This is a genomic window from Streptomyces sp. NPDC089919 (assembly GCF_040684615.1).
In the GTDB taxonomy this organism is placed as follows: domain Bacteria; phylum Actinomycetota; class Actinomycetes; order Streptomycetales; family Streptomycetaceae; genus Streptomyces.
Genome location: NZ_JBFBGK010000013.1, coordinates 46140 through 69104, shown reverse-complemented (window position 1 = coordinate 69104; position 22965 = coordinate 46140). Strand labels below are relative to the sequence as shown.

The following is a 22965-nucleotide window of genomic DNA, read 5'->3' as shown; positions in this document are numbered from 1 at the left end:
GGGCATTTCGTCGGCGGCCCGGCCCCTCCTGTACGGCGTACGGGGAGGCCGGGCCGCCGTCGGTCAGACGCCCTGGATGTGGAAGTTGAAGTCGGCGTGGCCGGCCGACCCCATGATCCGCAGCCAGATCGGCAGCAGCATCTCCGTACCGCGGGCGGTCTCGATGCCGCCGAGGTCGAGGATGTTCCGGTCCTGCCAGCCGAAGGAGGTCAGCAGCTCGGTGACGGACTTCTTGGCGTCGGCGTCGTCACCGGACAGGAAGACGGTGTGGTCCCCCTCGACCCGGGCCGGGTCGACCATGATCGCGCAGTTCATCGTGTTGAGGGTCTTGACCACCCGCAGCGCGGGGTGGGCCCGCTGGACCTGCTCCCCGAGGCTGTCGGTGTTGACCGGCTCCAGGCTGGGCGGGAAGCCCTTCGAGAAGTCGAGCGGGTTGGCGATGTCGATGAGGACCTTGCCGTCGAGGTGGGCCGGGGCGACCGCGGCCAGCACCTCGAGGGTGACCCCGCCCGCGGTGGTGTTGACCAGGGTCTCGGCGCCGGCGGCGGCCGCGTCGAAGGTGTCCAGGGAGATCGAGGGGTGCTCGGCCAGCCACTGGGCGAACGGGGCGTTGCCCCGGTCGTCGGCCTCGGCGCGGGCGAGGGTGTGCTCCGGGTCGCGGGTGCCGACGACCACGTCGTGGCCGAGGCCGGCGAGGCGGGCGGCGAGGGTGCGGCCGACGACTCCGGTGCCGAATACTGCGTAACGCATGAAATTGCCCTTTCGCGTGCCAAGGCTCTTCAGCGGGTCAACCCGCCCTGGCGAACGTACCGTTGCCCCCCTTGTACAAAGCGGAACGCCGGGAAATTCCCCCTCCCGCGAGATCTTTCCCGGTCACCCACCGTGGTCGCGGCACGACGGATGCGGCGGGCCACTGGCCCTTGGGCCCGGCTCGGGGACACTGGAAGTGGCTCGACACCGGAGGCCGCCATGAGCACACCTTCCCCCACCCGCATAGCCGCCGTCCTCTCCGCCCAGCACCGGGAACGCCTGATGGCGCTGGCCCACGAGGCCAATTTTCCCGCGGGCGCCCGGCTCTTCGACGAAGGCACCCCCGCCGAACGGTTCTGGATCGTCCGCTCCGGGACCGTCACCCTGGACGTGGACGTACCAGGTGCCCGCCACCCCGCCCAGATCGAGAGCCTGGGTCCCGGCGAGCTGGTCGGCTGGTCCTGGCTCTTCCCGCCGTACGTCTGGCAACTGGGCGCCGAGGCGATGACGCCGGTGCGCACCCACGAGTTCGACGCCCTGGCGGTGCGGATGCTGATGGACGCCGACCCCGGCTTCGGCTCGGCCTTCGGGCACTGGGTCGGCCGGGTCCTGGCCCACCGCCTCCAGGTGGCCCGGGTCCGGCTGCTGGACCTGTACGCCCCGTACGGCAGCGCCAACCCCCTGTAGGCGGGCCCGGCGCCCCGATCGGGGATGATGGGGGCATGACCGAGATCCTGACCCCCCGCCTCCGCCTGCGCCGCTGGGAGGAGGACGACCTCATCCCCATGGCCGAGATCAACGCCGACCCCGACGTCATGCGCTTCATCGGCGACGGCTCGCCGCGCAACCTCGAGGAGACCGCCGACTCGATCGAGCGCTGGGAGGAGGAGTGGGACGAGGAGGGCTTCGGCCTCTTCGCCGTGGAGCTGCTGGGCTCGGGCGAGCTGGCCGGGTTCACCGGGCTGTCCCTGCCGCACTTCCTCCCCGAGGTGCTGCCGGACGTGGAGATCGGCTGGCGGCTGGGCCGGCAGTTCTGGGGCCAGGGGTACGCCTCCGAAGCCGCCCACGCCAGCCTCGAGTTCGCCCTCCAGGACCGCGGCCTGGACCGGGTGGTCAGCATCTGCCGGCCGGCCAACACCGCCTCGCAGAACGTCATGCGCAAGCTCGGCCTGTCGCTGGAGCGGGAGACCGTGCACCCGGCGTACGGCCACGCCCTGAGCGTCTACGGCATCGACCTGACGGAGTACGCGGGCTGAGCGGGGGGCGGCCCGCGGGCGACGATCCCACTCCGGATCCGACCCGCGTCGCCCCGGAACCCCGCCCCGAAGATCCCCGCGCACCTCCGCCGCCAGCTCCGTGTGCGGGCGGTGCTCACTCGTCCCGGACAACGACGGCGAACGACGTGCAGACCCGACGGAACGACTTGTGGCCGCTTCTGCCGGTATGGCTCATGCAGTCGACGTCCACCGACGCCCCGTCCGTCGACGGTTTCGCCTTCCACGCGCACCAGAGGCATTCCGCCTCGTACGTGACATCCGTATTCGGGTGGCGGGTGATCCGGTGGACGACATGCCGGAGTACTGCGCGCACCGCACTCACCGGGCGCCGCCGTGAGGGTGGTTGCGGAGCTCCACGTTGCAGTCGGAGACGGCGGACATGTCCCCGGCCTCGTAGCCCTCACCCCTCTGCTTCACCAGGGCCTCGCAGACGTCGCACCCGGGTACGGCGCGCGCAGGCGCTGCCGGTGCGGTCAGGTGGACGGGTTCCGGGCCGCTGATCGTGGTGTTCGCCATACCCACAGGTGTACGCCTCACCGAAACGCCTGCCAGTAGCCAAGGGAGTGGCCAAACTGGCCCCGTGGCGATCGGTGCTCTGATCAGGTCCCTCCGGGACGGCAAGGGGTGGTCCCAGACCGTCCTGGCCGAACATCTCTGCGCCTCCTCCGGGCGCCCGACACTCACGCGCGAGGACGTCAGCCGGTGGGAGGCAGGTAAGCGCTCTCCCGGGCGCTTCTGGCTGCCCCTCCTGGCAGAGGTCTTCTCCGTTCCGCCGGAGGCTCTGGAGGCCGCCAAGGCCGGCCACCCCTCGGCTCTGCCCGAGGTGGCCCGCCAACCCGGCCTGTGGGAGGCCGCCGGACGGCTTTCGGTGGTCATGGGAATGACTTCCGCTTCACTCAACGGCCCTTCTGCATCGGTACGTTGGTACCGCACGGCGGTCGCCGCCGCAGACAAGAGCGGCTGTACGACACTTCGGCAGTGGACCCGGGGTCAGGGTGCACTCGCCCTGGCGTACGAGGGCGCAGCCCCTGAGCCGGTGGTCTCGATGGCCGGCGATGGCCTGGCCCTCTCCGAAAAGCCCTCCCTGGGGCGCCTGTGCGCTCTCCTGGCACTGGCACACGCATACGGAAAGCTGGGCGAGCCGTCCCGCGCGCTGGAGGCCCTCCAGCACGCCGACGAGATGTTCCCCAGTGTGGAGACGGCCGAGGACGCTTCCGTGTTCTGCATGCCCCGGTGGGGCTACAGCCTGACGAAGACCCTCGTGTACGCACGGCTCGGCGACGTGGAGCGGTCACAGGCCGAGCAGGACACCGCCGACGCCCTCAGGCCGAGGGGCTTGGGACGGTTCGGTGCGCACACGGGTGTGCACCGCGCCCTTTCGATCGTGAAGTCGGGGGACGTCGGAACGGGTCTCGACATGGCGCGCGAGACGCTGGCCGGCCTGCCGGAGGAGCACCGTTCCCAGGTCCTGCAAGGCTTCGTGACAGAGGTCAAAACCGCAGCACGGGTTCGCTGAACGCGGCTCCGCCGGACGGTCGCCCCACGGGGGCCCGTCCGGCGGACCCGTCCCGCCGGGTCAGGCCGGGGCGTCGCCGCTGAAGGCCTGGAGGATGCCCTCGGCGGCCAGGGTGGGGGTCAGTTCGCCCTCGCGGACGCGGCGTTCGAGTTCGGGGGCGAGGGCTCGGACCGCGGGGTGGGCGCGCAGGCGGCCCAGGAGTTCGTCCTGGACCATCGCCCAGGCCCAGTTCACCTGCTGCTCACGGCGCTTGGCCGCGAGCCGGCCGCCCGCGTCGAGCACCTTGCGGTGCTGCTCCAAGCGCTCCCACACCGTCTCCAGGCCGGTGGACTCGCGCGCGCTGCAACTGAGCACGGGCGGCGTCCAGGCCGCGTCGGCGGGGTGCATCAGCCGCAGTGCGCCGGCCAGTTCGCGGCCGGCGGCCTTGGCGTCGCGCTCGTGCGGGCCGTCGGCCTTGTTGACGGCGATCACGTCCGCCAGCTCCAGGACGCCCTTCTTGATGCCCTGGAGCTGGTCGCCGGTCCGGGCGAGGGTGAGCAGCAGGAAGGAGTCCACCATCTCGGCGACGGTGGTCTCCGACTGGCCCACCCCGACGGTCTCGACGAGGACCACGTCGTAGCCGGCGGCCTCCATGACCACCATGGACTCGCGGGTGGCCTTGGCCACCCCGCCCAGGGTGCCCGCGCTCGGCGAGGGCCGGACGAAGGCCGCCGGGTCCACCGACAGCCGCTCCATCCGGGTCTTGTCGCCGAGGATGGAGCCGCCGGTCCGGGTGGAGGAGGGGTCCACGGCGAGCACCGCGACCCGGTGGCCCCGCCCGGTCAGCAGGGTCCCGAAGGCGTCGATGAAGGTGGACTTGCCGACCCCGGGCACCCCGCTGATGCCGATCCGCCGGGCGCGGCCGGTGTGCGGCAGCAGCTCGGTCAGCAGCCGCTGGGCCAGCGCCCGGTGGTCGGGCCGGGTGGACTCGACGAGCGTGATGGCCCGGGCCACGAAGGCCCGGCGGCCGTCGAGCACACCCTTGACGTAGCTGTCGACATCGATGGCCACGGCGCTCCCTACAGCTCCCCTTCGCCCGCCGCCGGCCCGTCCGGGGCGGCGTGTCCCAGCTCCGCGCCCAGGCGCGTGACCAGGTCGTACGCCGCGTCCGGGATGACCGTGCCGGGCGGGAAGACGGCGGCCGCGCCCATCTCCAGGAGGGTGGGCACGTCCTGGGGCGGGATGACCCCGCCGACCACGATCATGATGTCCTCCCGGCCCTCGGCCGCCAGCTCCTCGCGGAGGGCCGGCACCAGGGTGAGGTGGCCGGCGGCCAGCGAGGAGACGCCCACGATGTGCACGTCCGCCTCGACCGCCTGCCGGGCGACCTCGCCCGGGGTCTGGAAGAGCGGGCCGACGTCCACGTCGAAGCCCAGGTCGGCGAAGGCGGTGGCGATCACCTTCTGGCCGCGGTCGTGTCCGTCCTGGCCCATCTTGGCGACGAGGATGCGGGGGCGGCGGCCCTCCTCCTCCTCGAAACGGTCGACCAGGGCGCGGGTGCGGTCCACGTGCGGCGACTCCCCTGCCTCGTTGCGGTACACGCCGGAGATGGTACGGATCTGGCTGGCGTGCCGGCCGTAGACCTTCTCCAGCGCGTCGGAGATCTCGCCGACGGTGGCCTTGGCCCGGGCGGCGTTCACGGCGAGGTGGAGCAGGTTGGACTCCAGGCCGGTGCCGGCGGTCTTGGAGGCCGCGTCGGTCAGCGCCCGCAGCGCGTCCTGGCAGGCCGCCTCGTCGCGCTCCTCGCGCAGCCGCCGCAGCTTGGCGATCTGCTGGGCCCGCACCGAGGAGTTGTCGACCTTGAGGACGTCGATCTGCTCGTCGTTCTCCACCCGGTACTTGTTGACCCCGATGACCGGCTGCCGGCCGGAGTCGATGCGGGCCTGGGTCCGGGCCGCCGCCTCCTCGACGCGCAGCTTCGGGATGCCGGCGTCGATGGCCTGGGCCATGCCGCCGGCCGCCTCGACCTCCTGGATGTGCTGCCAGGCGCGGCGGGCCAGGTCGTAGGTCAGCTTCTCGACGTACGCGCTGCCGCCCCAGGGGTCGATCGAGCGGCAGGTGCCGGACTCCTGCTGGAGCAGCAGCTGGGTGTTGCGGGCGATCCGGGCGGAGAAGTCGGTGGGCAGCGCCAGCGCCTCGTCGAGGGCGTTGGTGTGCAGCGACTGGGTGTGGCCCTGGGTCGCGGCCATCGCCTCGACCATGGTGCGGGTGACGTTGTTGAAGACGTCCTGCGCGGTGAGCGACCAGCCGGAGGTCTGCGAATGGGTGCGCAGCGAGAGCGACTTGGGGTTCTTCGGGTCGAACTGCTTGACCAGCTTGGCCCACAGGAGGCGGGCCGCGCGCAGCTTGGCGACCTCCATGAAGAAGTTCATGCCGATGGCCCAGAAGAAGGACAGCCGGGGCGCGAACGCGTCGACGTCCAGGCCCACTTCCTGCCCGGCCCGCAGGTATTCCACCCCGTCGGCCAGGGTGTAGGCCAGCTCCAGGTCGGCGGTGGCCCCGGCCTCCTGGATGTGGTAGCCGGAGATGGAGATCGAGTTGTACCGCGGCATCTTCTGCGAGGTGTACGCGAAGATGTCGGAGATGATCCGCATCGAGGGCCGGGGCGGGTAGATGTAGGTGTTGCGGACCATGAACTCCTTGAGGATGTCGTTCTGGATGGTCCCGGCCAGCTTCTCGGGCGGTACGCCCTGCTCCTCGGCGGCCACGATGTAGAGGGCGAGGACCGGCAGCACGGCGCCGTTCATCGTCATCGACACGGTCATCTTGTCCAGCGGGATGCCGTCGAAGAGCTGCCGCATGTCGTAGATCGAGTCGATGGCCACGCCCGCCATGCCGACGTCGCCGGTGACCCGCGGGTGGTCGCTGTCGTAGCCGCGGTGGGTCGGCAGGTCGAAGGCGACCGAGAGGCCCTTCTGGCCGGCGGCGAGGTTGCGCCGGTAGAAGGCGTTGGACTCCTCGGCCGTGGAGAAGCCGGCGTACTGGCGGATGGTCCACGGCTGGTTGACGTACATCGTCGGATAGGGCCCGCGCAGGTACGGGGCCGTGCCCGGGTAGGTCGCGAGGAAGTCCAGGCCCTCCAGGTCGCGCCCGGTGTACAGGGGCTTGACGCCGATGCCCTCCGGGGTCTCCCAGAGCAGGTCGGAGGCGCTGGATCCGGTGGACTCCTTGACGGCCGCCGACCACTGCTCCTCGGTGGCCTCGGCGGGCGTCGCCGGTCCCAGCGGGACCTGCGAGAAGTCGGGAATCTGCATCACGCCGCCACTCCCATGCGGTCGAGGATGGAGGACAGGACGGCCACCGCGTCGCAGCCGGCGAAGACGTACTCGTCCACGCCCTCGTACCCGCCGCGGCCGGCGAGGTACACGCGCTCGGCGCCGGCCGCCTTGAGGGCGGCGGCCACGTCCGCGGCCTGCTCCTCGTAGAGGGCGTCGCCGGAGCACAGGCAGGCGACCGTGGCGCCGGAGGCCGTGAAGGCCGCGGCGGCGGTGGCCGGGTCCACGGACACCGGCTCGTGGACCGGTTCGATGCCGCCGGCCTGGAAGAGGTTGGCGGCGAAGGTGGCGCGGGCGGTGTGCGCGGCGGCCGGGCCGAGCGCGGCCAGGAACACCCTGGGGCGCGCGCCGGTGGCGGCCAGGTGGGCGTCCGACCGGGCGCGCAGCGCCTCGTAGTCCTCGTCCCGGCGGACCCGGGGCAGGCCCCCGCCGGCCGGCCGGGGGGCGCTCGCGCGGACCACCGGCTTCTCGCCCAGGTGCGGGAACTCGCTGACGCCGGTGACCGGTTCGCGGCGCTTGGCCAGGCGCTTCTTGCGCTCCTGCCAGGTGGCGGCGATCCGGTCGCCGACCAGTCCGGAGCCGAGGGCCGCGGCCTGACCGCCGGCGGCCTCCAGCTCCTGGAAGAACGCCCAGGCGGCGTCGGCGAGTTCGGTGGTCAGGGACTCCACGTACCAGGAGCCGCCGGCCGGGTCGGCGACCCGGCCCAGGTGCGACTCCTCCAGCAGGATGGAGGAGGTGTTGCGGGCGATGCGGCGGGCGAAGGGGTCCGGCAGGCCCAGTTCGTTGTCGAAGGGCAGCACGGTGACCGCGTCCGCGCCGCCGACGCCCGCGGCCAGGGTGGCGACGGTGGTGCGGAGCATGTTCACGTACGGGTCGCGGCGGGTCATCATCACCGGCGAGGTGACCGCGTGCTGGCGCTGGGCGCCGGCGTCGCCGGTGCGCACCCCGCACACCTCGGCCACCCGCGCCCACAGCCGGCGGGCGGCGCGGAGCTTGGCGATGGTGAGGAACTGGTCGGCGGTGGCGGCGTAGCGGAACTCCAGCTGGCGCAGGGCCGCTTCGAGGGGCAGACCGGCCTCGGTGAGCAGCCGCAGGTACCCGACTCCGGTGGCCAGCGAGGCGCCCAGCTCCTGCCCGGCGGAGGCGCCGGCCTCGTGGTAGGGCAGCGCGTCCACGGTCAGCGCGCGCAGCCCCGGGTACTGCTCGTGGCAGCGGCGGGCCAGCTCGAGCGCGTCGGCCGGGTCGGCGGCGGCGCCGGTACGGGCGGTCAGGCCGAGCGGGTCGGCGCCGAGGTTGCCGCGGGCGGCCGCGGGGGCCACCTCCCGGGCCTCGTACAGGGCGAGCAACGCCCGGGCGGCGGCGCCGGTTTCGGCCCCGGCGTCCAGGACCACGGGCGCGAGGTCGAGGTAGACCCCGGCCAGCGCCCGCTCCAGCCCGGCCACCGGCAGGCCCTCGCCGCCGAGGGGCAGCCACAGCGAGGTGACGCCGTTCTCCAGGTCCGCGAGCACCGCATCGTTGGCGCGGGCCGGATCCGGGACGGTGTGCTGCTGGCGCACGTCCCAGCCGCCGGCGGGCCGGCCGCCGCGCACGAAGGGCGCGAAGCCGGGGTAGCCGGCGGCGGGGGCCGCGTCGCGGGCGGTGTACAGCGGGCGGGCCGTGAGCCCGTCGTCCAGCGCGGTCGACAGCGCCTGCTCGGCGGCGTCGCCGGACACGTCCTTGCCCGACTTGCGCAGTACGCCTTCCACCAGGCGCTGCCACTCTTCGTGGGTGGCGTCCGGGAACTCGGCTGCGAGCGGGAGCCCGTCATCGGGGAGAACCGTCATGCCTGGATGCTAGGGGGTAGGCACTGAGTGCCAGCAGAGGCGACGGATGTGACCTTCAACTCTCCCACCTGCGGGTGATGCCCTTATGTCCGGTTTCATGGCGCAGCGGTGCCGTGTCCGGCCGCGGATGCGCCTCCGCCCCGGCGGGACCTGGGTCCCGCCGGGGCGGATCAGTGCGTTCCGCCCGCGCTCAGTGCGCGGGCCCCGGGCCTCAGGCCAGGGAGGCGATGGCCTGGTTGAAGGTGGCCGACGGGCGCATCACGGCCTGGGCCTTGGCGACGTCGGGCTGGTAGTAGCCGCCGATCTCGGCCGGGGTGCCCTGGACGGCGTTCAGCTCGCCGACGATGGTCGACTCCTGCTCGGTCAGGGTCGCGGCCAGCGGGCCGAAGGCCTCGGCGAGCTGGGCGTCGTCGGTCTGCTTGGCCAGCTCCTGCGCCCAGTACATGGACAGGTAGAAGTGGCTGCCGCGGTTGTCGATGCCGCCGACGCGACGGGTCGGCGACTTGTCCTCGTTGAGGAAGGTGCCGGTGGCGCGGTCGAGGGTGTCGGCCAGGACCTGGGCGCGGGCGTTGCCCGTGGTGGTGGCCAGGTGCTCGAAGCTGGCGGCCAGCGCGAAGAACTCGCCCAGGCTGTCCCAGCGCAGGTAGTTCTCCTTGACCAGCTGCTGGACGTGCTTGGGGGCCGAGCCGCCCGCGCCCGTCTCGAAGAGGCCGCCGCCGGCCATCAGCGGGACGACCGACAGCATCTTGGCGCTGGTGCCCAGCTCCAGGATCGGGAAGAGGTCGGTCAGGTAGTCGCGCAGGACGTTGCCGGTGACGGAGATGGTGTCCTCGCCGCGGCGGATGCGCTCCAGGGAGAAGGCGGTGGCCTTGACCGGGGAGAGGATCTCGATCTGCAGGCCCTCGGTGTCGTGCTCCGGGAGGTACTGCTTGACCTTGGCGATCAGCTGCGCGTCGTGGGCGCGGTCCTCGTCCAGCCAGAAGACGGCCGGGGAGCCGGTGGCGCGGGCGCGGGTGACGGCCAGCTTGACCCAGTCCTGGATCGGCAGGTCCTTGGTCTGGCAGGCGCGGAAGATGTCGCCCTCGGCGACCTCCTGCTCCAGGACCGTGTTGCCCGCGGCGTCGACCAGGCGGACGGTGCCGGCCGCGGCGATCTCGAAGGTCTTGTCGTGGCTGCCGTACTCCTCGGCCTTCTGCGCCATCAGGCCGACGTTGGGGACCGAGCCCATGGTGGCCGGGTCGAAGGCGCCGTGGGCGCGGCAGTCGTCCAGGACGGCCTGGTAGACGCCGGAGTAGCTGCTGTCGGGCAGGACGGCGAGGGTGTCCGCCTCCTGGCCGTCCGGGCCCCACATGTGGCCGGAGGTGCGGATCATGGCCGGCATCGAGGCGTCGACGATGACGTCGGACGGCACGTGCAGGTTGGTGATGCCCTTGTCGGAGTCGACCATCGCCAGGGCCGGGCCCTCGGCGAGCTCGGCGTCGAAGGAGGCCTTGATCTCGTCGCCGTTGGCGACGGCGCCCAGGTCGCCGAGGATGGCGCCGAGGCCGTCGTTCGGGGAGAGGCCGGCGCCGGCCAGGACCTCGCCGTACTTGGCGAAGGTCTGCGGGAAGAAGGCGCGCACGACGTGGCCGAAGACGATCGGGTCGGAGACCTTCATCATCGTGGCCTTGAGGTGCACGGAGAACAGCACGCCCTCGGCCTTGGCGCGGGCGACCTGCGCGGCCAGGAACTCCTGCAGGGCGGCGACGCGCATGACGGAGGCGTCGACGACCTCGCCGGCCAGGACCGGTACGGACTCGCGCAGCACGGTGGTGGTGCCGTCGGCGGCGACGTGCTCGATGCGCAGGGCGCCGGCCTCGGCGACCACGGCGGACTTCTCGGTGGACCGGAAGTCGTTCTCACCCATGGTGGCGACGTTGGTCTTCGAGTCGGCCGACCAGGCACCCATGCGGTGCGGGTGGGTCTTGGCGTAGTTCTTGACCGAGCCGGGCGCGCGGCGGTCGGAGTTGCCCTCGCGCAGGACCGGGTTGACGGCGCTGCCCTTGACCTTGTCGTAGCGGGCGCGGGTGTCGCGCTCCTCGTCGGTCTTCGGGTCGTCCGGGTAGTCCGGGAGCGCGTAGCCCTGGCCCTGGAGCTCGGCGATCGCGGCCTTCAGCTGCGGGATCGAGGCCGAGATGTTGGGCAGCTTGATGATGTTGGCGGCCGGGGTCTTGGCCAGCTCGCCCAGCTCGGCGAGGGCGTCGGCGATGCGCTGGCCCTCCTCGAGACGCTCGGGGAAGCTCGAGATGATCCGGCCCGCCAGGGAGATGTCACGCGTCTCCACGCTCACCCCGGCCTGCCCGGCGTACGCCTGGACCACCGGCAGGAACGAATGCGTTGCCAGGGCCGGGGCCTCGTCAGTGTGGGTGTAGATGATGGTCGAGTCAGTCACCGGGTGCTCCGCTCCACGTCTGCGTCTCTCGTCTGCAACATTGCTCGACATCAAGATATCTCCTGATCGACCCGGCATCGACATCGGCCCCGCCCGGCGGCCGGGGGACGACACGGGACCGCCGCCCCGGTGTGGCACCGGGGCGGCGGTCTGCGCGGGAGCGGGGCGGGTCAGCTGCCGACGGCGCCGTTGCCGGAGAGCACCGGGATGTTGTCCGCGATGTGCGAGAGCGGCTCGTCACCCTTGGCCTGGGTGGAGTTCTCGGTGCACTGCTGGGTCTGCGGCGCGGACAGGACCGGGATGTCCTGGACGCCCACGTTGGCGATGATCGCGACCAGCGACTGGGCGTTGACCTTGGCGGGCACGCCGAGGCAGAGCTTGTTGGCGGTGCCCTGGACCAGCGAGGCCTGCGGGCTCATGACGCCCTTGGTCTCGGCGTTGCCGTAGATCTGCTGCGCGCCGTTGCCGTTGACGGTGTTGACCCCGTTGTCGTTGCCGATGGCCAGGGCCGGAGCGGCCACGGCGGCGCCCGCCCCGACGACGGCCGCGGTGGCGGCGGCGGTGAGCATGATCTTCTTGAGCATCTTGGGGGTCTTTCTTCTCGTACGGGATCCCCTTGCCGGGGCGCCGTGCCCAACGAGCGCGGGCGGATCGCGTTGCGTCCCTTCACCCACACGGCCGCATCCGCGCCCGGGAAACGCCGCAGGCCGCCCCCTCGCGGACGAGGGGACGGCCTGGCGGAGCGGGCGGGATCAGGCGACCGGGACCGGGAAGGTCGGGTACTCCACGCCGGAGACGTGCTGGACCACGCGGATCACCTGGCACGAGTAGCCGAACTCGTTGTCGTACCAGAGGTAGAGGATCGCGTTGTCACCGTCGACCTTGGTCGCACCGGCGTCCACGATCGAGGAGTGCCGCGAGCCGACGAAGTCCATGGAGACGGCGTCGGGGGCGGTGGTGAAGTCGATCTGGCGCTTGAGCGGCGAGTGCAGCGAGACGCCGCGCAGGTACTCCAGGACCTCGTCGCGGGTGGTCTCGCGGCCCAGGCGCAGGCTCAGGATGGCGATCGAGACGTCCGGGACGGGGACGCGGATCGAGCTGCCGGTGATGGGCGCCTTGAGGTCGGGCAGCGCCTTCGCGACGGCGGAGGCGGCACCGGTCTCGGTGATGACCATGTTCAGCGGCGCGGACCGGCCGCGGCGGTCGGCCTTGTGGTAGTTGTCCAGCAGGTTCTGGTCGTTCGTGAACGAGTGGACGGTCTCCACGTGACCGCGCAGCACGCCGTACTCGTCGTCCATGGCCTTCAGCGGCGGGACGATGGCGTTGGTGGTGCAGGAGGCGCAGGACAGGATCCGCTCGTCCGGCTTGATCGTGTCGTGGTTGACCCCGTGCACGATGTTCGGGACGTCGCCCTTGCCGGGGGCCGTCAGGACGACCTTGTCGATGCCCGGGCGCAGGTGCTTGGCCAGGCCCTCGCGGTCGCGCCACTTGCCGGTGTTGTCGATCAGGATCGCGTCCTTGATCCCGTACGCCGTGTAGTCGACCTCGGAGGGGTCGTTGGCGTAGATCACGCGGATCGCGTTGCCGTTGGCGACGATCGTGCTGTTCGCCTCGTCGACCGTGATGGTGCCCTGGAACTGGCCGTGGATCGAGTCGCGCCGCAGCAGCGAGGCGCGCTTGACCAGGTCGGCCTCGCCGCCGCCGCGCACGACGATGGCGCGCAGCCGCAGGCCGTTGCCGGAGCCGGCCTTCTCGATCAGCAGGCGGGCGACGAGGCGGCCGATGCGGCCGAAGCCGTAGAGGACGACGTCGCGGCCGGCGCCGCGCTCGAGCTTGTTGTCACCGGTGGCCCCGGCCACGGCCTGGGCGGTGAACTCCTCGACCGACAGACCGCGGTCGTCGGTCTTGTAGTTCGCGGCGAGCATGCCGAGGTCGATCTGGGAGGGCCCCAGGTCCAGCGCGGCGAGCGCCTGGAGGAACGGCATCGTCTCGGTGACCGAGAGTTCCTCACCGGCGATCTGCCGGGCGAACCGGTGGGTCTTGAGGATGCTGACCACCGACTTGTTCACCAGGGAGCGGCTGTGGAGGAGGACGGTGACGTCCTGCTCGCGGTGCAGCTTCCCGATGATCGGAATCATCGACTCGGCGATCTCCTCGCGAGTCTTCCAGTCGGTGAACGAGTCGTCGTTGACAGTCACAGGTTTTTTACTTTCGAGCTAGGCGGCGCTCATATGCTAACCCGACTGGTTTTCGAGCACGCGGCGGGGCTGCCCTCGCCCCCGCGACCCCCGTTCGCCCGCCCCGAATGGCGTACCGGGTGGGCCTGGCGCCTAATGACAGTGCGTGCTCCCCCAGTGGCGCACAGCGACCGACGCATGCCTGAGTAGACCCCTTGCGTCGGCGAGGAGCTTGAGATGAACGAGACCACGAAACCCGCGGCCGTACCGGCAGACGGCCACGCGCTTCCCGAGACCCCTGCCCCCGGCCCGGCGGGTGAAGCGGGGGCCGACCCCCTGCAGACCCTCCTGGACACGGTCGCCACCTGCCGTCCGCTCGACGAGGTCAGCACCCTGCTGGCGCCGTTGAAGGAGAGCGGACGCCACCCGGACCTGGTGCGCGAGGCACTGTGCACGGCCGCGGTCACCCGGCCCGTCGAGGAGGTGGGGCAGGTGATCGACGCGCTCGGCACCTCCCCGCAGGAACGGGCCGAGGCCGAACTGCTGCTCCGCACGGCGGCCGTGCAGCGGCCCATGGCGGACGTCGCCCGGCTGGTGGACCGGCTCGCCGGTACGGCCGCCGGCGACCCGGCGGCCGGGCCCCGGGACCTGACCGCCCAGGCGCCGGCCGGCCCCGAGCCGCTGCCCGGGTACGCCGAACTGCCCCCGGCCTGGCAGGTGGTGGAGCCCGCTCCGCCGCCGGCCGCCGACCCGGCGGACGAGCCGTGGGCACCGGCGCGCTGGCAGACGGTCCTGCGCGGGCCGGTGGTGGTGGCGCTGCTGGCGCTGACCGCGCTGCACTTCCCCGGGGACCCGGCGGGCCTGGCGGCCGCGGCGCCCGGCGGCGGGCTGCTGCCGGCGGTGGTCGCGGCGCTGTGCCTGGCCGCCGGTGCGGCGCTGGCGCTCCGGGCCACGGCCGTCACCTGGTGGGCGGCGGCCCTGACGGCCGCGGCGGTACTGGCCCTGCACCTGGTCGGACGGGCCACCGCACTGGAGCCGCTGGCCCACGCGGTGGGCGGCACGGTGCCGTGGGCCGACGCCGTGGCGGTGCTCTGCGCCGGCGCCGCGGCCACCCTGGCCATGGCCGCCCTGCGGGCGCCGGCCGCCGGCCGCACCGCGTCCCGGTGACCCCGCGCGGGCGGGCCGCGGCCCGGTAACCCCGCCGCTCCCCCGCCGGGCCCCGGCCCGTCGGACGTCCGGTCCCGCCCCCGTGGTCACCGCCCCGCGCGGTCCGGCCACGGGGGCGGGGTCATGTCCGGCGGCCGGGATTCAGCCGAACGGGTGGGCGCCGCCGGTGCGGACGCCACCCCGCTCTCGCTAGCGTGAGGAGCCGCAACTGCGCGGAGGCACGCATGGACGGGACAGGCGGTCCGGCGCCGGACGGGGCCGGCACGACCGGGATCACGGGCCGGGGCGCCGGCACCGACGAGGAGTTCGGTCCGGCGCTGCGCCGGGCCAGACAGGGCCGCGGCCTGTCCCTCTCCGCGCTGGCCGGGCTGGTCCACTACAGCAAGGGCTACCTGAGCAAGATCGAGAACGGCGGGAAGCCGCCCACCCCCGATCTGGCCCGGCGCTGCGACGCGGCGCTGCGGGCCGGCGGCCGGCTGGCCGCCCTGGTCCCCGAGACCCCGCCGGCCCCGGCTCCCCCGGTACCGCAGGCCCGGCAGCCGGAGCCCTCGGCCGACTGCCCGTACCGGGGGCTCGCGCCCTTCGGAGCCGCGGACGCCGACTGGTTCTTCGGACGGGAGCGGGCCACCGGGGCGCTGCTGGCGCGGCTGGCGGAGCGGGCCGGCGCGGGCCCGCTGGCGGTGGTGGCCTCCTCCGGCGCCGGCAAGTCCTCCGTACTGCGGGCCGGTCTGGTGCCGGCCCTGCGCCGGGGCGGCCCGGGCGCCCTGGCCGCCCGGACCCGGCCGGTGGTCTGCACCCCGACCGCGCACCCGCTCGCCGAACTGCTCGGCGCGCTGCGGTCGGCCCTCGGAGAGTCCGGTGCGGCCGCGCCCTGGCCGACCCCGGCGGAACTGGCCGACCGGCCGCAGGCGTTGGCCGAGACGGTGCGCGGGGCGGCTGCGGCGGGCGCCCTGGTGCTGGTGGTGGACCAGTTCGAGGAGGTGTTCACGCTCTGCCGGGAGGAGGCGGAGCGGCGGGCCCTGCTCGCCGTGCTCGGGGCGCTGGCCGACGGCCGGTCCGGGGATCCGGCCGCCCTGGTGGTGCTGGGCCTGCGGGCCGACTTCAGCGGCCGCTGCCTGGCTTACCCGGAGCTGGCCGAGGTCTTCACCCACGGGCTGTACGTCCTGGCGCCGATGGCCGCGGAGGAGCTGCGGGCCGCGGTCACCCGGCCCGCCGAGCGGGCCGGTCTGGTCCTGGAACCGGGGCTGGTGGAGCTGCTGTTGCGGGACGCGGGCGCCGGCGACGTCCCCGGCCCCACCGCCGCCTGGGCGCTGCCGCTGCTCTCGCACGCCCTGCTGGTCACCTGGCGCGCCCGGTCCGGACGTACCCTCACGGTCGCCGGGTACGAGGCCACCGGCGGGCTGCGCGGAGCGGTGGCCCGGACCGCGGAGGAGGTCTTCACCGGCCTGGACCGGACCGGCCAGGAGGCGGCCCGGCGGGTGCTGTTGCGGCTGGTGCACGTCGGCGACGGGGACGTGGAGACGCGCCGCCGGACCGCCCCGGAGCGGCTGACCGCGGGCGCCGCGGACCCCCGCGCGGCCTCGGCCGCCCTCGACGCCTTCGTACGGGCCCGGCTGGTGACGGCCGGGGCGTCGGCGGTCCAGATCACCCACGAGGCGCTGCTGCGGGCCTGGCCCCGGCTGCGGGACTGGATCCACGCGGACCGGGCCGGGCTGCTGCTGCACCAGCAGTTGGCCGATGCGGCGGCTGCCTGGATCCGGGAGGACCGCGATCCGGAGCTGCTGTACCGGGGCAACCGGCTGGCGGCGGCCGACGACTGGGCGGAGCGGCAGGACGGCCGGGACCCGCCGGGGCCCGCCGCGGCGGAGTTCCTGGCGGCCGGCCGGGCCGAGGAGCGGCGCCGGCAGCGGCGCTCGCGCCGGCAGGCGCGGGCGCACCGCCGGCTGCTGGCCGCGCTGGCCGTGCTGCTGGTGGCGGCGCTCGGCGCCGGCGGCCTCGCCCTCCACCAGGGCGCGCGGGCGGTGGCGGAGCGGCGGGTGGCGCAGTCGCAGGCGATGGCGGTGCGCTCCGAGGCGCTGGCCGCCGGGCAGCCGGAGGCCTCGATGCTGCTCGCGGCGCAGGCGTACCGGACCGCGCCGACCACCGAGGCGCGCGGTGCGCTGCTCAGTACCCAGGCCGGGCCGTTCGCGGGCCGGCTGACCGGCCACACCGGTCCGGTCAACGGGGTGGCCTTCGCCCCCGACGGGCGGCTGCTGGCGACGGCCGGCAGCGATGCGACGGTACGGCTGTGGGGCGGTCCGGGGCTGCGGTCCCCGGTGGCGGTGTTCACGGGGTACGGCGGGCCGGTGCTGGGGGTGGCCTTCGCGCCCGACGGGCGGCTGCTGGCCTCGGCGAGCACGGACGGCACGGTACGGCTGTGGCGGCTGCCCGGGCGCCAAGCGGCGGGCACGCTCTTCGGGCACAGCGGGGCGGTCCGGGCGGTGGCCTTCAGCCCGGACGGGCGGACCCTGGCCTCGGCGGGCGCGGACCACACGGTCCGGCTCTGGGACACGGCCACCCGGCGGCCGGCCGGCACCCTGCGCGGCCACACGGACACGGTCAACGCCCTCGCCTTCGCACCGGACTCCCGCACCCTGGCCTCCGGGGCGGCCGACCGCACGGTCCGGCTGTGGACCCGGCGGGACGCCGGCGACCGCACGCCCGCTCCGGACCCCGGGTCCGGGGACGGCCCGGCAGCCGGGGACGGCGGCTGGCGGGCGGCGGCCACCCTGGCCGGGCACACCGACGGGGTGCTCGGGGTGGCCTTCGCCCCGGACGGGCGGAGCGTGGCCTCCGGGGCCGCGGACCGGACCGTGCGGGTCTGGGACCCGGCCGGCCGGGACGCGCCGGTGGTGCTGCGCGGGCACAGCGACGACGTCAACGCCGTGGCGTACACCCGCGACGGCTCGGGGCTGGTGAGCGGCGGCGGGGACGGCACGGCCAAGGTCTGGGACGTGGCGGGCCGCCGGGTGACCCGCACCCTGGCCGGCCACTCGGACTACGTGATGTCGGTGGCGGCCGGGCCGGACGGCCTGCTGGCCACCGGCAGCTTCGACCGGACGGCGGTGCTGTGGGACACCCGGCGCGGGGCCCTGACGGCCCGTCCGTTCGCCGAGCTGTGGCAGGCGGCCTTCGCGCCCGGCGGCCGGCTGCTGGCCGCGGCGGCCGGGGACGGCACGGTCCGCCTGTGGGACCCGGTGCGCGGGCGCACGCCGGCCGCGCTGACCGGGCATCACGGCGGGGTGTTCGCGGTGGCCTTCTCGCCGGACGGCCGGCTGCTGGCCTCGGCGGGCGCCGACCGGACGGTGCGGCTGTGGGACACCGCCACCCGGCGGCCGCTGGCCGTGCTCACCGGGCACGGCGGCGCGGTCTTCGCCCTCGCCTTCTCGCCCGACGGGCGGCTGCTGGCCTCGGCCAGCGCGGACCGGACGGTCAAGCTGTGGGACCCCGGCCGGCACACCCAGATCAGCACCTTCGCCGGGCACCAGGACTTCGTCAACGCCCTGGCCTTCGCCCCGGACGGCCGGCTGCTGGCCTCCGGCGGCGACGACCTGAGCGTCCGGCTGTGGGACGTGGCGGCCGGCACCGAGCGCCGGGCCCTGCACGGGCACTCGGGCGCGGTGCGCGGGGTGGCCTTCGCCCCGGACGGCCGGACCCTGGCCAGCAGCGGGAACGACGGCACGGTCCGGGTCTGGGACCCCGCCTCGGGCCGGAGCCTGGCGGTGCTCACCGGGCACGTCGGCTCGGTCCGCGCGGTGGCGTACGGGCCGGACGGCCGGACCCTGGCGAGCGGCGGCATCGACGGCACCGTACGGCTGTGGGACGCCCGGCGGTACCGGCCGGCCGCCACCCTCACCGGCCAGGGCGGCGCGGTGTGGGGGGTGGCCTTCGACCCGGCGGACGGGCGGCCCGCGAGCAGCGGCACCGACGGGACGGTACGGCTGTGGTCGCTGGACCCGGACGGCCGGGCGGACGCGCTCTGCGCCCTGGTCGGCCACAGCGGCCCGGCCCGCCGGCTGCTGCTGCCGGAACTCCCCGCCCCGCCGGACTGCTGAGCGCCCCTCAGGCGGGCCGGGTTTCCCGGGGGTTTCCCGTTTCCCGTCCTGGTGGGCGACGCGGCGGTGCTCGACACCGGGGGGCGCCGCGGCCCAGTCTCGAAGGGCCGGCGGATCCGCCGGTACCAGCCCCGGCGGCAGCGGTACGACGGCCGGCCGGGGGTTCGGACGGGGAACGGGGTACGGGGATGATCCGCAGCAGCAAGGGCGGGCGGTGGCGGGGCTCGGCCGCGGCGATGGGGGCCGCGGTACTGCTCGCCGGGGGCACCGCCTGGGCGGTGCCGGCCACCGCGGCCGGACCGCCGGCCACCAGGGCGGCGGCGTCCTGCGCCGTACTGGCCCCGGGGGCCTCCGCGGTGGCGGAGGCGGCCGTCCGGGCCGCCTGCGAGCAGGTGGGCGTCTGGTACACCTGGGGCGGCGGTCACGGCGCCCAGCCGGGCCCGACGTACGGCCAGGTCGACCCGAGCGACCCGGCCAGCCAGCACGACCCCGAGCGGCTGGGCTTCGACTGCTCGGGACTGGTCCGGTACGCCTACGCCCGGGCCACCGGGCGGGACCTGCTCGCGGGCAACTCCCGGCACCAGTTCGAGACCCCGTACGCGACGGCCCGGTTCGGCGCCGCACAGGGGACGGCGCCGCTGCTGCCCGGGGACCTGCTGGCCTGGGGCGCGGGCGGGGCGATCCACCACATCGCGGTCTACCTCGGTGCCGGGAAGATGGTGGAGGCCCGGCAGTCCGGCACCCGCATCATGGTCAGCGACGTGCGGCTCGGCGGGGACTACGCCGGGGCGGTCCGCATCGACGGCGGGGCGCAGCAGCCGGGCGGCACCTTCAGCACCTGGGGCACGGACGTGTGGACCCATGCGGAGCCGTCCACGGACAGCCGTCGGGTGCACAAGTTCCCCGGGCCGACGACCGTGCGGGTGCAGTGCCAGAAGCACGCGCAGACCGTGACGGCGGAGGGCTACACCAACGACGCCTGGTCGTACCTGCCCGAGTACGGCGCCTGGATCACCAACATCTACATCCGCGGCGGCGCCTGGCTGGACGGCGTACCGACCTGCCCCTGAGCCGCGCCCGCGCCCACCGATCACCGAACACCCATCACCCGGCTCCGCCCGGAGCCACCGTCAGGAGGAAGCATGTCCGCACGCAAGCAGATCGTCCTCGGCCTGGCCGCCGCCGCGCTCACCGCGGTCACCACGCTCGCGGTGCCCGCGACCGCGGTCCCGGCCACCGGGCACGCCAAGGCCACCACCAAGTCCGCCGCCGCCGAATGCGGGGTCCGTGCCGACCACAAGCTGTGGTGCGGCAACCGGGTCGGCGCCAAGGGCTACGAGCACCGCCGGTACACCTCGAACGTCCGGGGCCCGCTGAACACCGGCTTCAGCTGGTTCCAGTGCTGGGGCCCGGGCGAGAACCACGCCGGCGGCAACAACATCTGGTACTGGACCAAGCTCGACAACGGCCAGTGGGGCAACGTCCCCGCGGTGGACGTGCACACCTCCGTCGACCCGGCCCCGGGACTCGACGAGTGCTGAGCCGGCGGTGAGCGGCGGCCCGGACCCGGGCCGCCGCCTCAGACCTCCGGGAAGGCCGGGTCGATGCCGAGGGCGGGGGCGAGGGCACCCCAGATCGTGGCCCGGGCGGTGGCCATGCCGACCCGGGGGTCGGCCAGCATGAGGCGGATGCCCAGGCCGTCGCACAGGGCCAGCACCAGCGTGCTCAGCGCGGTCACGTCGCACGTCTCGAACTCGCCGGTGGCGATGCCGCGTTCGATCGCCCCGCCGACCCAGGAGTGCAACTGGTCGTAGAGGTCCACGGCGAGGTGCCGGGCGGTCGGGTCGCGCTGGGCCCGCACCCACAGCTCCTGCCAGAGCTTCCAGTCCTGCCGCAGCTCGTCGTCCGAGGGCAGCATGCTGCGCAGGATCCCCGCCAGTACCACCGCGGCCGGCGCGGAGTCCGCGTCGGCCGCGGTGTCCACCCCGGTCTGGGCGAAGGAGTGGGTCATCGCCTCGGCGAAGAGCTTCTCCCGGGTGTCGAAGTGGTAGTGCAGCAAGGCCTTGGACACGCCCGCGTGTTCGGCCACCTTGCGCATGCTGACGTTCTCGAAACCGATGTCGGCGATCACCTCGCACGCGGACCTGAGGATCCGCTCCCGCGTCTCGAGCGCCTGTTCCGCCTTGGTCACGTTGGCAACTCCCCGTGTTCGTGCCCGCCGGGCGGGCGGGTGGGCGCGCACCGGGCCCACCGGACCATCATCCTCGCGCATCCCGCCCCGGACTCCCCTCGTCCGGGGCGGCCCTCAGGCGTACGTGTGGAACCCCCGGCCGGTCTTGCGGCCGAGCAGGCCCGCGTCCACCATCCGGGCCAGCAGCGGCGGGGTCGCGTACAGCGGCTCGCGGTACTCGGCGTACAGCGACGCGGCGATGGCCGCGACGGTGTCCAGGCCGATGAGGTCGGCCAGGGCCAGCGGCCCGAGCGGATGGGCGCAGCCCAGGGTCATGCCCCGGTCGATGTCCTCCGGGGAGGCGCTGCCCGACTCGGCCATCCGCACCGCCGACAACAGGTACGGCACCAGCAGCGCGTTGACCACGAACCCGGCCCGGTCCTGGGCCCGGACCACGGTCTTGCCCAGCGCACCGGCCGCGAACTCCCCGGCCCGCCGCAGGGTGTCCTCGCCGGTCAGCAGCGAGGGCACCAGCTCGACCAGCGGCAGCACCGGGACGGGGTTGAAGAAGTGCAGGCCGACCACCTGCGCGGGCCGCGAGGTGGCCGCCGCCAGCCGGATCACCGGCAGCGAGGAGGTGTTGGTCGCCAGCACGGCGTCCGGCCGCCGCACCACCTCGTCCAGCCGGGCGAAGACCGCCAGCTTGGCCCGCTCGTCCTCGGCCACCGCCTCGATCACCAGCTCCCGGTCGGCCAGCAGTCCGTAGTCGGTGGTGACGGTGATCCGGGCCGCCGCGGCGGTCCGCTCGGCCGCGGTGAGCTTCCCGGCGGCCTCGGCCCGGGCCAGCGAGCGCTCGATCCGCTCCCGGCCGGCCGCGGCGGCCGCCGGACCCGCCTCCACGACCACCACCTCCCGGCCGGCCCGGGCGCAGACCTCCGCGATGCCGGAGCCCATCAGCCCGCAGCCCACCACCCCGACCTCTACCGGCGTGTCCATCGGTTCCTCCTCCCTGCGGGGGTACGGGCGCCCGGTGACCGGGCGCCCGGGCGGTGCGTCGGGGTCAGGCCGAGCCGGGCATCGCGAGGACGCCGGTGCCGCGCTTGACCAGTTCGCCCGCGATGATCAGGCGCTGGATCTCGGAGGTGCCCTCCCAGATCCGGTCCACCCGCAGCTCGCGGTACAGCCGCTCCACCGGGTACGAACGGTCGTACCCGCGGCCGCCGAAGATCTGCAGGCAGCGGTCGATGACCCGGCCGGAGGCCTCGCTGGCGGCCAGCTTGGCGATGGCGGCCTTGGCGTGCAGGGTCTTGCGGTCGGTCAGGCCCTCGTCGATCTCCCAGGCCACCTGGTGGGTGTAGGCGCGGTTCACGGCGATGTCCACCGCGCAGTCCGCGAGCATCCCCTGCACCAGCTGGAAGTCGGCGATCGGCGAGCCGAACTGGCGGCGCTCCACCGCCCAGTCGCGCGCCAGCTCCAGCGCCCGCTCGGCCGCGCCGATGGTCCGGGCCGCGATCATCAGCCGCTCCTCGGTGAACCAGGAGCGGGTGATGTCGTAGCCCTGGCCGATCTCCCCGAGGACGGTGTCCTCGGCCACGAAGACGTCGGTGAAGGTGAACTCCGGGTGCTCGTAGACGAAGGTGTGCATCCAGCGGGGCACCCGGGTCATCTCGATGCCGGGGGTGTCCTTGTCGACCAGGAAGAGGGTCGGGGCGCCCTCCTCGCCGGCCGCGGCCAGCACGATCATGAAGTCGGCGTGGTCGCCGACGGTGACGAACCACTTCTCGCCGTTGAGCAGCCAGCCGCCCTCGGTGCGGGTGGCGGTGGTCCGGATGCTCTGCGGGTCCGAGCCGGCCTCCGGCTCGCTGACCGCGTAGCAGTCCCGGCGCTCGCCGCGGATCACCGGCTCCAGGAACCGCTCGCGCTGGGCGGGGGTGCAGTACGAGAGGGCGTTGGCGGGCCGCCACACCATGTCCCACAGGGCGCCGGTGAGCCGGCCCAACTCGGCCTGCACGATCACCTGGTCGAGGATGGAGAGGCCGGCGCCGCCCCACTCGGCGGGCATGTTGACGGCCTGCAGACCGGCGGCCAGCACGGCGTCCCGGATCTCGGCGTGCGCCTCGGGCGGCAGCCCGTTGTTCTCCTCGCAGTCCAGCTCGTACTTCGCGATGAAGTCGTTCAGGCCGCGCGCCGTGCTGCGGAGCTCCTGCTGGCGGGCGGTGAGACGGAAGTCCATGTCACTCCTGTGA

18 protein-coding genes are annotated in these 22965 nt (G+C 74.1%); 7 read left to right on the top strand and 11 right to left on the bottom strand.

Going from position 1 to position 22965, the window contains the following annotated elements; all coding sequences use genetic code 11:
• Positions 1 to 63: 63 nt before the first annotated feature.
• Positions 64 to 750 carry an NAD(P)-binding domain-containing protein gene (locus AB0O40_RS08520; RefSeq protein ID WP_365037039.1) on the bottom strand — a complete coding sequence of 229 codons (687 nt, stop codon included), beginning with the start codon at positions 748 to 750 and terminating at the stop codon, positions 64 to 66.
• Positions 751 to 969: 219 nt separating this feature from the next.
• Between AB0O40_RS08520 and AB0O40_RS08515 the strand changes: the two genes are divergently transcribed.
• A complete protein-coding gene (locus AB0O40_RS08515; RefSeq protein ID WP_365037037.1) occupies positions 970 to 1437 on the top strand; it encodes a cyclic nucleotide-binding domain-containing protein in 468 nt (155 codons plus the stop codon).
• 35 nt (positions 1438 to 1472) lie between these two features.
• On the top strand, positions 1473 to 2006 hold the full coding sequence (locus tag AB0O40_RS08510) for a GNAT family N-acetyltransferase (protein WP_365037035.1): 534 nt from the start codon (positions 1473 to 1475) through the stop codon (positions 2004 to 2006).
• A gap of 339 nt (positions 2007 to 2345) precedes the next feature.
• On the opposite strand, the gene AB0O40_RS08505 is transcribed toward AB0O40_RS08510, so the two are convergent.
• The gene (locus AB0O40_RS08505) at positions 2346 to 2543 is read right to left on the bottom strand and encodes a hypothetical protein (protein WP_365037033.1); all 198 of its coding nucleotides are present in this window, start codon (positions 2541 to 2543) and stop codon (positions 2346 to 2348) included.
• A 64-nt stretch (positions 2544 to 2607) separates the two neighbouring features.
• Between AB0O40_RS08505 and AB0O40_RS08500 the strand changes: the two genes are divergently transcribed.
• Complete coding sequence (locus AB0O40_RS08500) at positions 2608 to 3543, top strand: helix-turn-helix transcriptional regulator (protein WP_365037031.1); 936 nt, start codon at positions 2608 to 2610, stop codon at positions 3541 to 3543.
• A 60-nt stretch (positions 3544 to 3603) separates the two neighbouring features.
• Here the strand turns inward: AB0O40_RS08500 and meaB are convergent, their stop codons facing one another.
• From meaB to AB0O40_RS08470, 6 genes are all read right to left on the bottom strand, one after another.
• The gene (gene meaB / locus AB0O40_RS08495) at positions 3604 to 4593 is read right to left on the bottom strand and encodes a methylmalonyl Co-A mutase-associated GTPase MeaB (protein ID WP_365037029.1); all 990 of its coding nucleotides are present in this window, start codon (positions 4591 to 4593) and stop codon (positions 3604 to 3606) included.
• A gap of 8 nt (positions 4594 to 4601) precedes the next feature.
• The gene (gene scpA, locus AB0O40_RS08490) at positions 4602 to 6836 is read right to left on the bottom strand and encodes a methylmalonyl-CoA mutase (RefSeq protein ID WP_365037097.1); all 2235 of its coding nucleotides are present in this window, start codon (positions 6834 to 6836) and stop codon (positions 4602 to 4604) included.
• Positions 6836 to 8680: a methylmalonyl-CoA mutase family protein gene (locus AB0O40_RS08485; protein ID WP_365037027.1), complete on the bottom strand. Its 1845-nt coding sequence runs from the start codon at positions 8678 to 8680 to the stop codon at positions 6836 to 6838. The genes scpA and AB0O40_RS08485 overlap by 1 nt, the downstream gene beginning before the upstream one ends.
• A 211-nt stretch (positions 8681 to 8891) precedes the next feature.
• Positions 8892 to 11111 (bottom strand): NADP-dependent isocitrate dehydrogenase, encoded by a 2220-nt coding sequence (locus AB0O40_RS08480; protein ID WP_365037025.1) that lies wholly within the window; start codon positions 11109 to 11111, stop codon positions 8892 to 8894.
• Between the two features lie 170 nt (positions 11112 to 11281).
• A complete protein-coding gene (locus tag AB0O40_RS08475) occupies positions 11282 to 11695 on the bottom strand; it encodes a rodlin (protein WP_365037023.1) in 414 nt (137 codons plus the stop codon).
• 168 nt (positions 11696 to 11863) lie between these two features.
• Positions 11864 to 13309, bottom strand: coding sequence for a glyceraldehyde-3-phosphate dehydrogenase (locus AB0O40_RS08470; protein ID WP_365037021.1), 1446 nt, complete (start codon positions 13307 to 13309; stop codon positions 11864 to 11866).
• A gap of 216 nt (positions 13310 to 13525) precedes the next feature.
• Here AB0O40_RS08470 and AB0O40_RS08465 point away from each other — a divergent pair, with 216 nt between their 5' ends.
• The 4 genes from AB0O40_RS08465 (at position 13526) to AB0O40_RS08450 (ending at position 20090) form a co-directional block, all read left to right on the top strand.
• Positions 13526 to 14455: a hypothetical protein gene (locus tag AB0O40_RS08465; RefSeq protein WP_365037019.1), complete on the top strand. Its 930-nt coding sequence runs from the start codon at positions 13526 to 13528 to the stop codon at positions 14453 to 14455.
• A gap of 224 nt (positions 14456 to 14679) precedes the next feature.
• Entirely contained in the window at positions 14680 to 18549 is a 3870-nt protein-coding gene (locus AB0O40_RS08460) for a helix-turn-helix domain-containing protein (RefSeq protein ID WP_365037018.1), read from the top strand.
• Between the two features lie 188 nt (positions 18550 to 18737).
• The gene (locus AB0O40_RS08455; RefSeq protein ID WP_365037016.1) at positions 18738 to 19619 is read left to right on the top strand and encodes an NlpC/P60 family protein; all 882 of its coding nucleotides are present in this window, start codon (positions 18738 to 18740) and stop codon (positions 19617 to 19619) included.
• 72 nt (positions 19620 to 19691) lie between these two features.
• Positions 19692 to 20090: a hypothetical protein gene (locus AB0O40_RS08450; RefSeq protein ID WP_365037014.1), complete on the top strand. Its 399-nt coding sequence runs from the start codon at positions 19692 to 19694 to the stop codon at positions 20088 to 20090.
• A 38-nt stretch (positions 20091 to 20128) separates the two neighbouring features.
• On the opposite strand, the gene AB0O40_RS08445 is transcribed toward AB0O40_RS08450, so the two are convergent.
• The 3 genes from AB0O40_RS08445 to AB0O40_RS08435 all read right to left on the bottom strand — a co-directional run bounded on the left by AB0O40_RS08445 (position 20129) and on the right by AB0O40_RS08435 (position 22952).
• Complete coding sequence (locus tag AB0O40_RS08445) at positions 20129 to 20740, bottom strand: TetR/AcrR family transcriptional regulator (protein ID WP_365037012.1); 612 nt, start codon at positions 20738 to 20740, stop codon at positions 20129 to 20131.
• A gap of 114 nt (positions 20741 to 20854) precedes the next feature.
• Positions 20855 to 21715 carry a 3-hydroxybutyryl-CoA dehydrogenase gene (locus AB0O40_RS08440; protein ID WP_365037010.1) on the bottom strand — a complete coding sequence of 287 codons (861 nt, stop codon included), beginning with the start codon at positions 21713 to 21715 and terminating at the stop codon, positions 20855 to 20857.
• A 64-nt stretch (positions 21716 to 21779) separates the two neighbouring features.
• Positions 21780 to 22952, bottom strand: coding sequence for an acyl-CoA dehydrogenase family protein (locus tag AB0O40_RS08435; RefSeq protein ID WP_365037009.1), 1173 nt, complete (start codon positions 22950 to 22952; stop codon positions 21780 to 21782).
• Positions 22953 to 22965 lie beyond the last annotated feature (13 nt).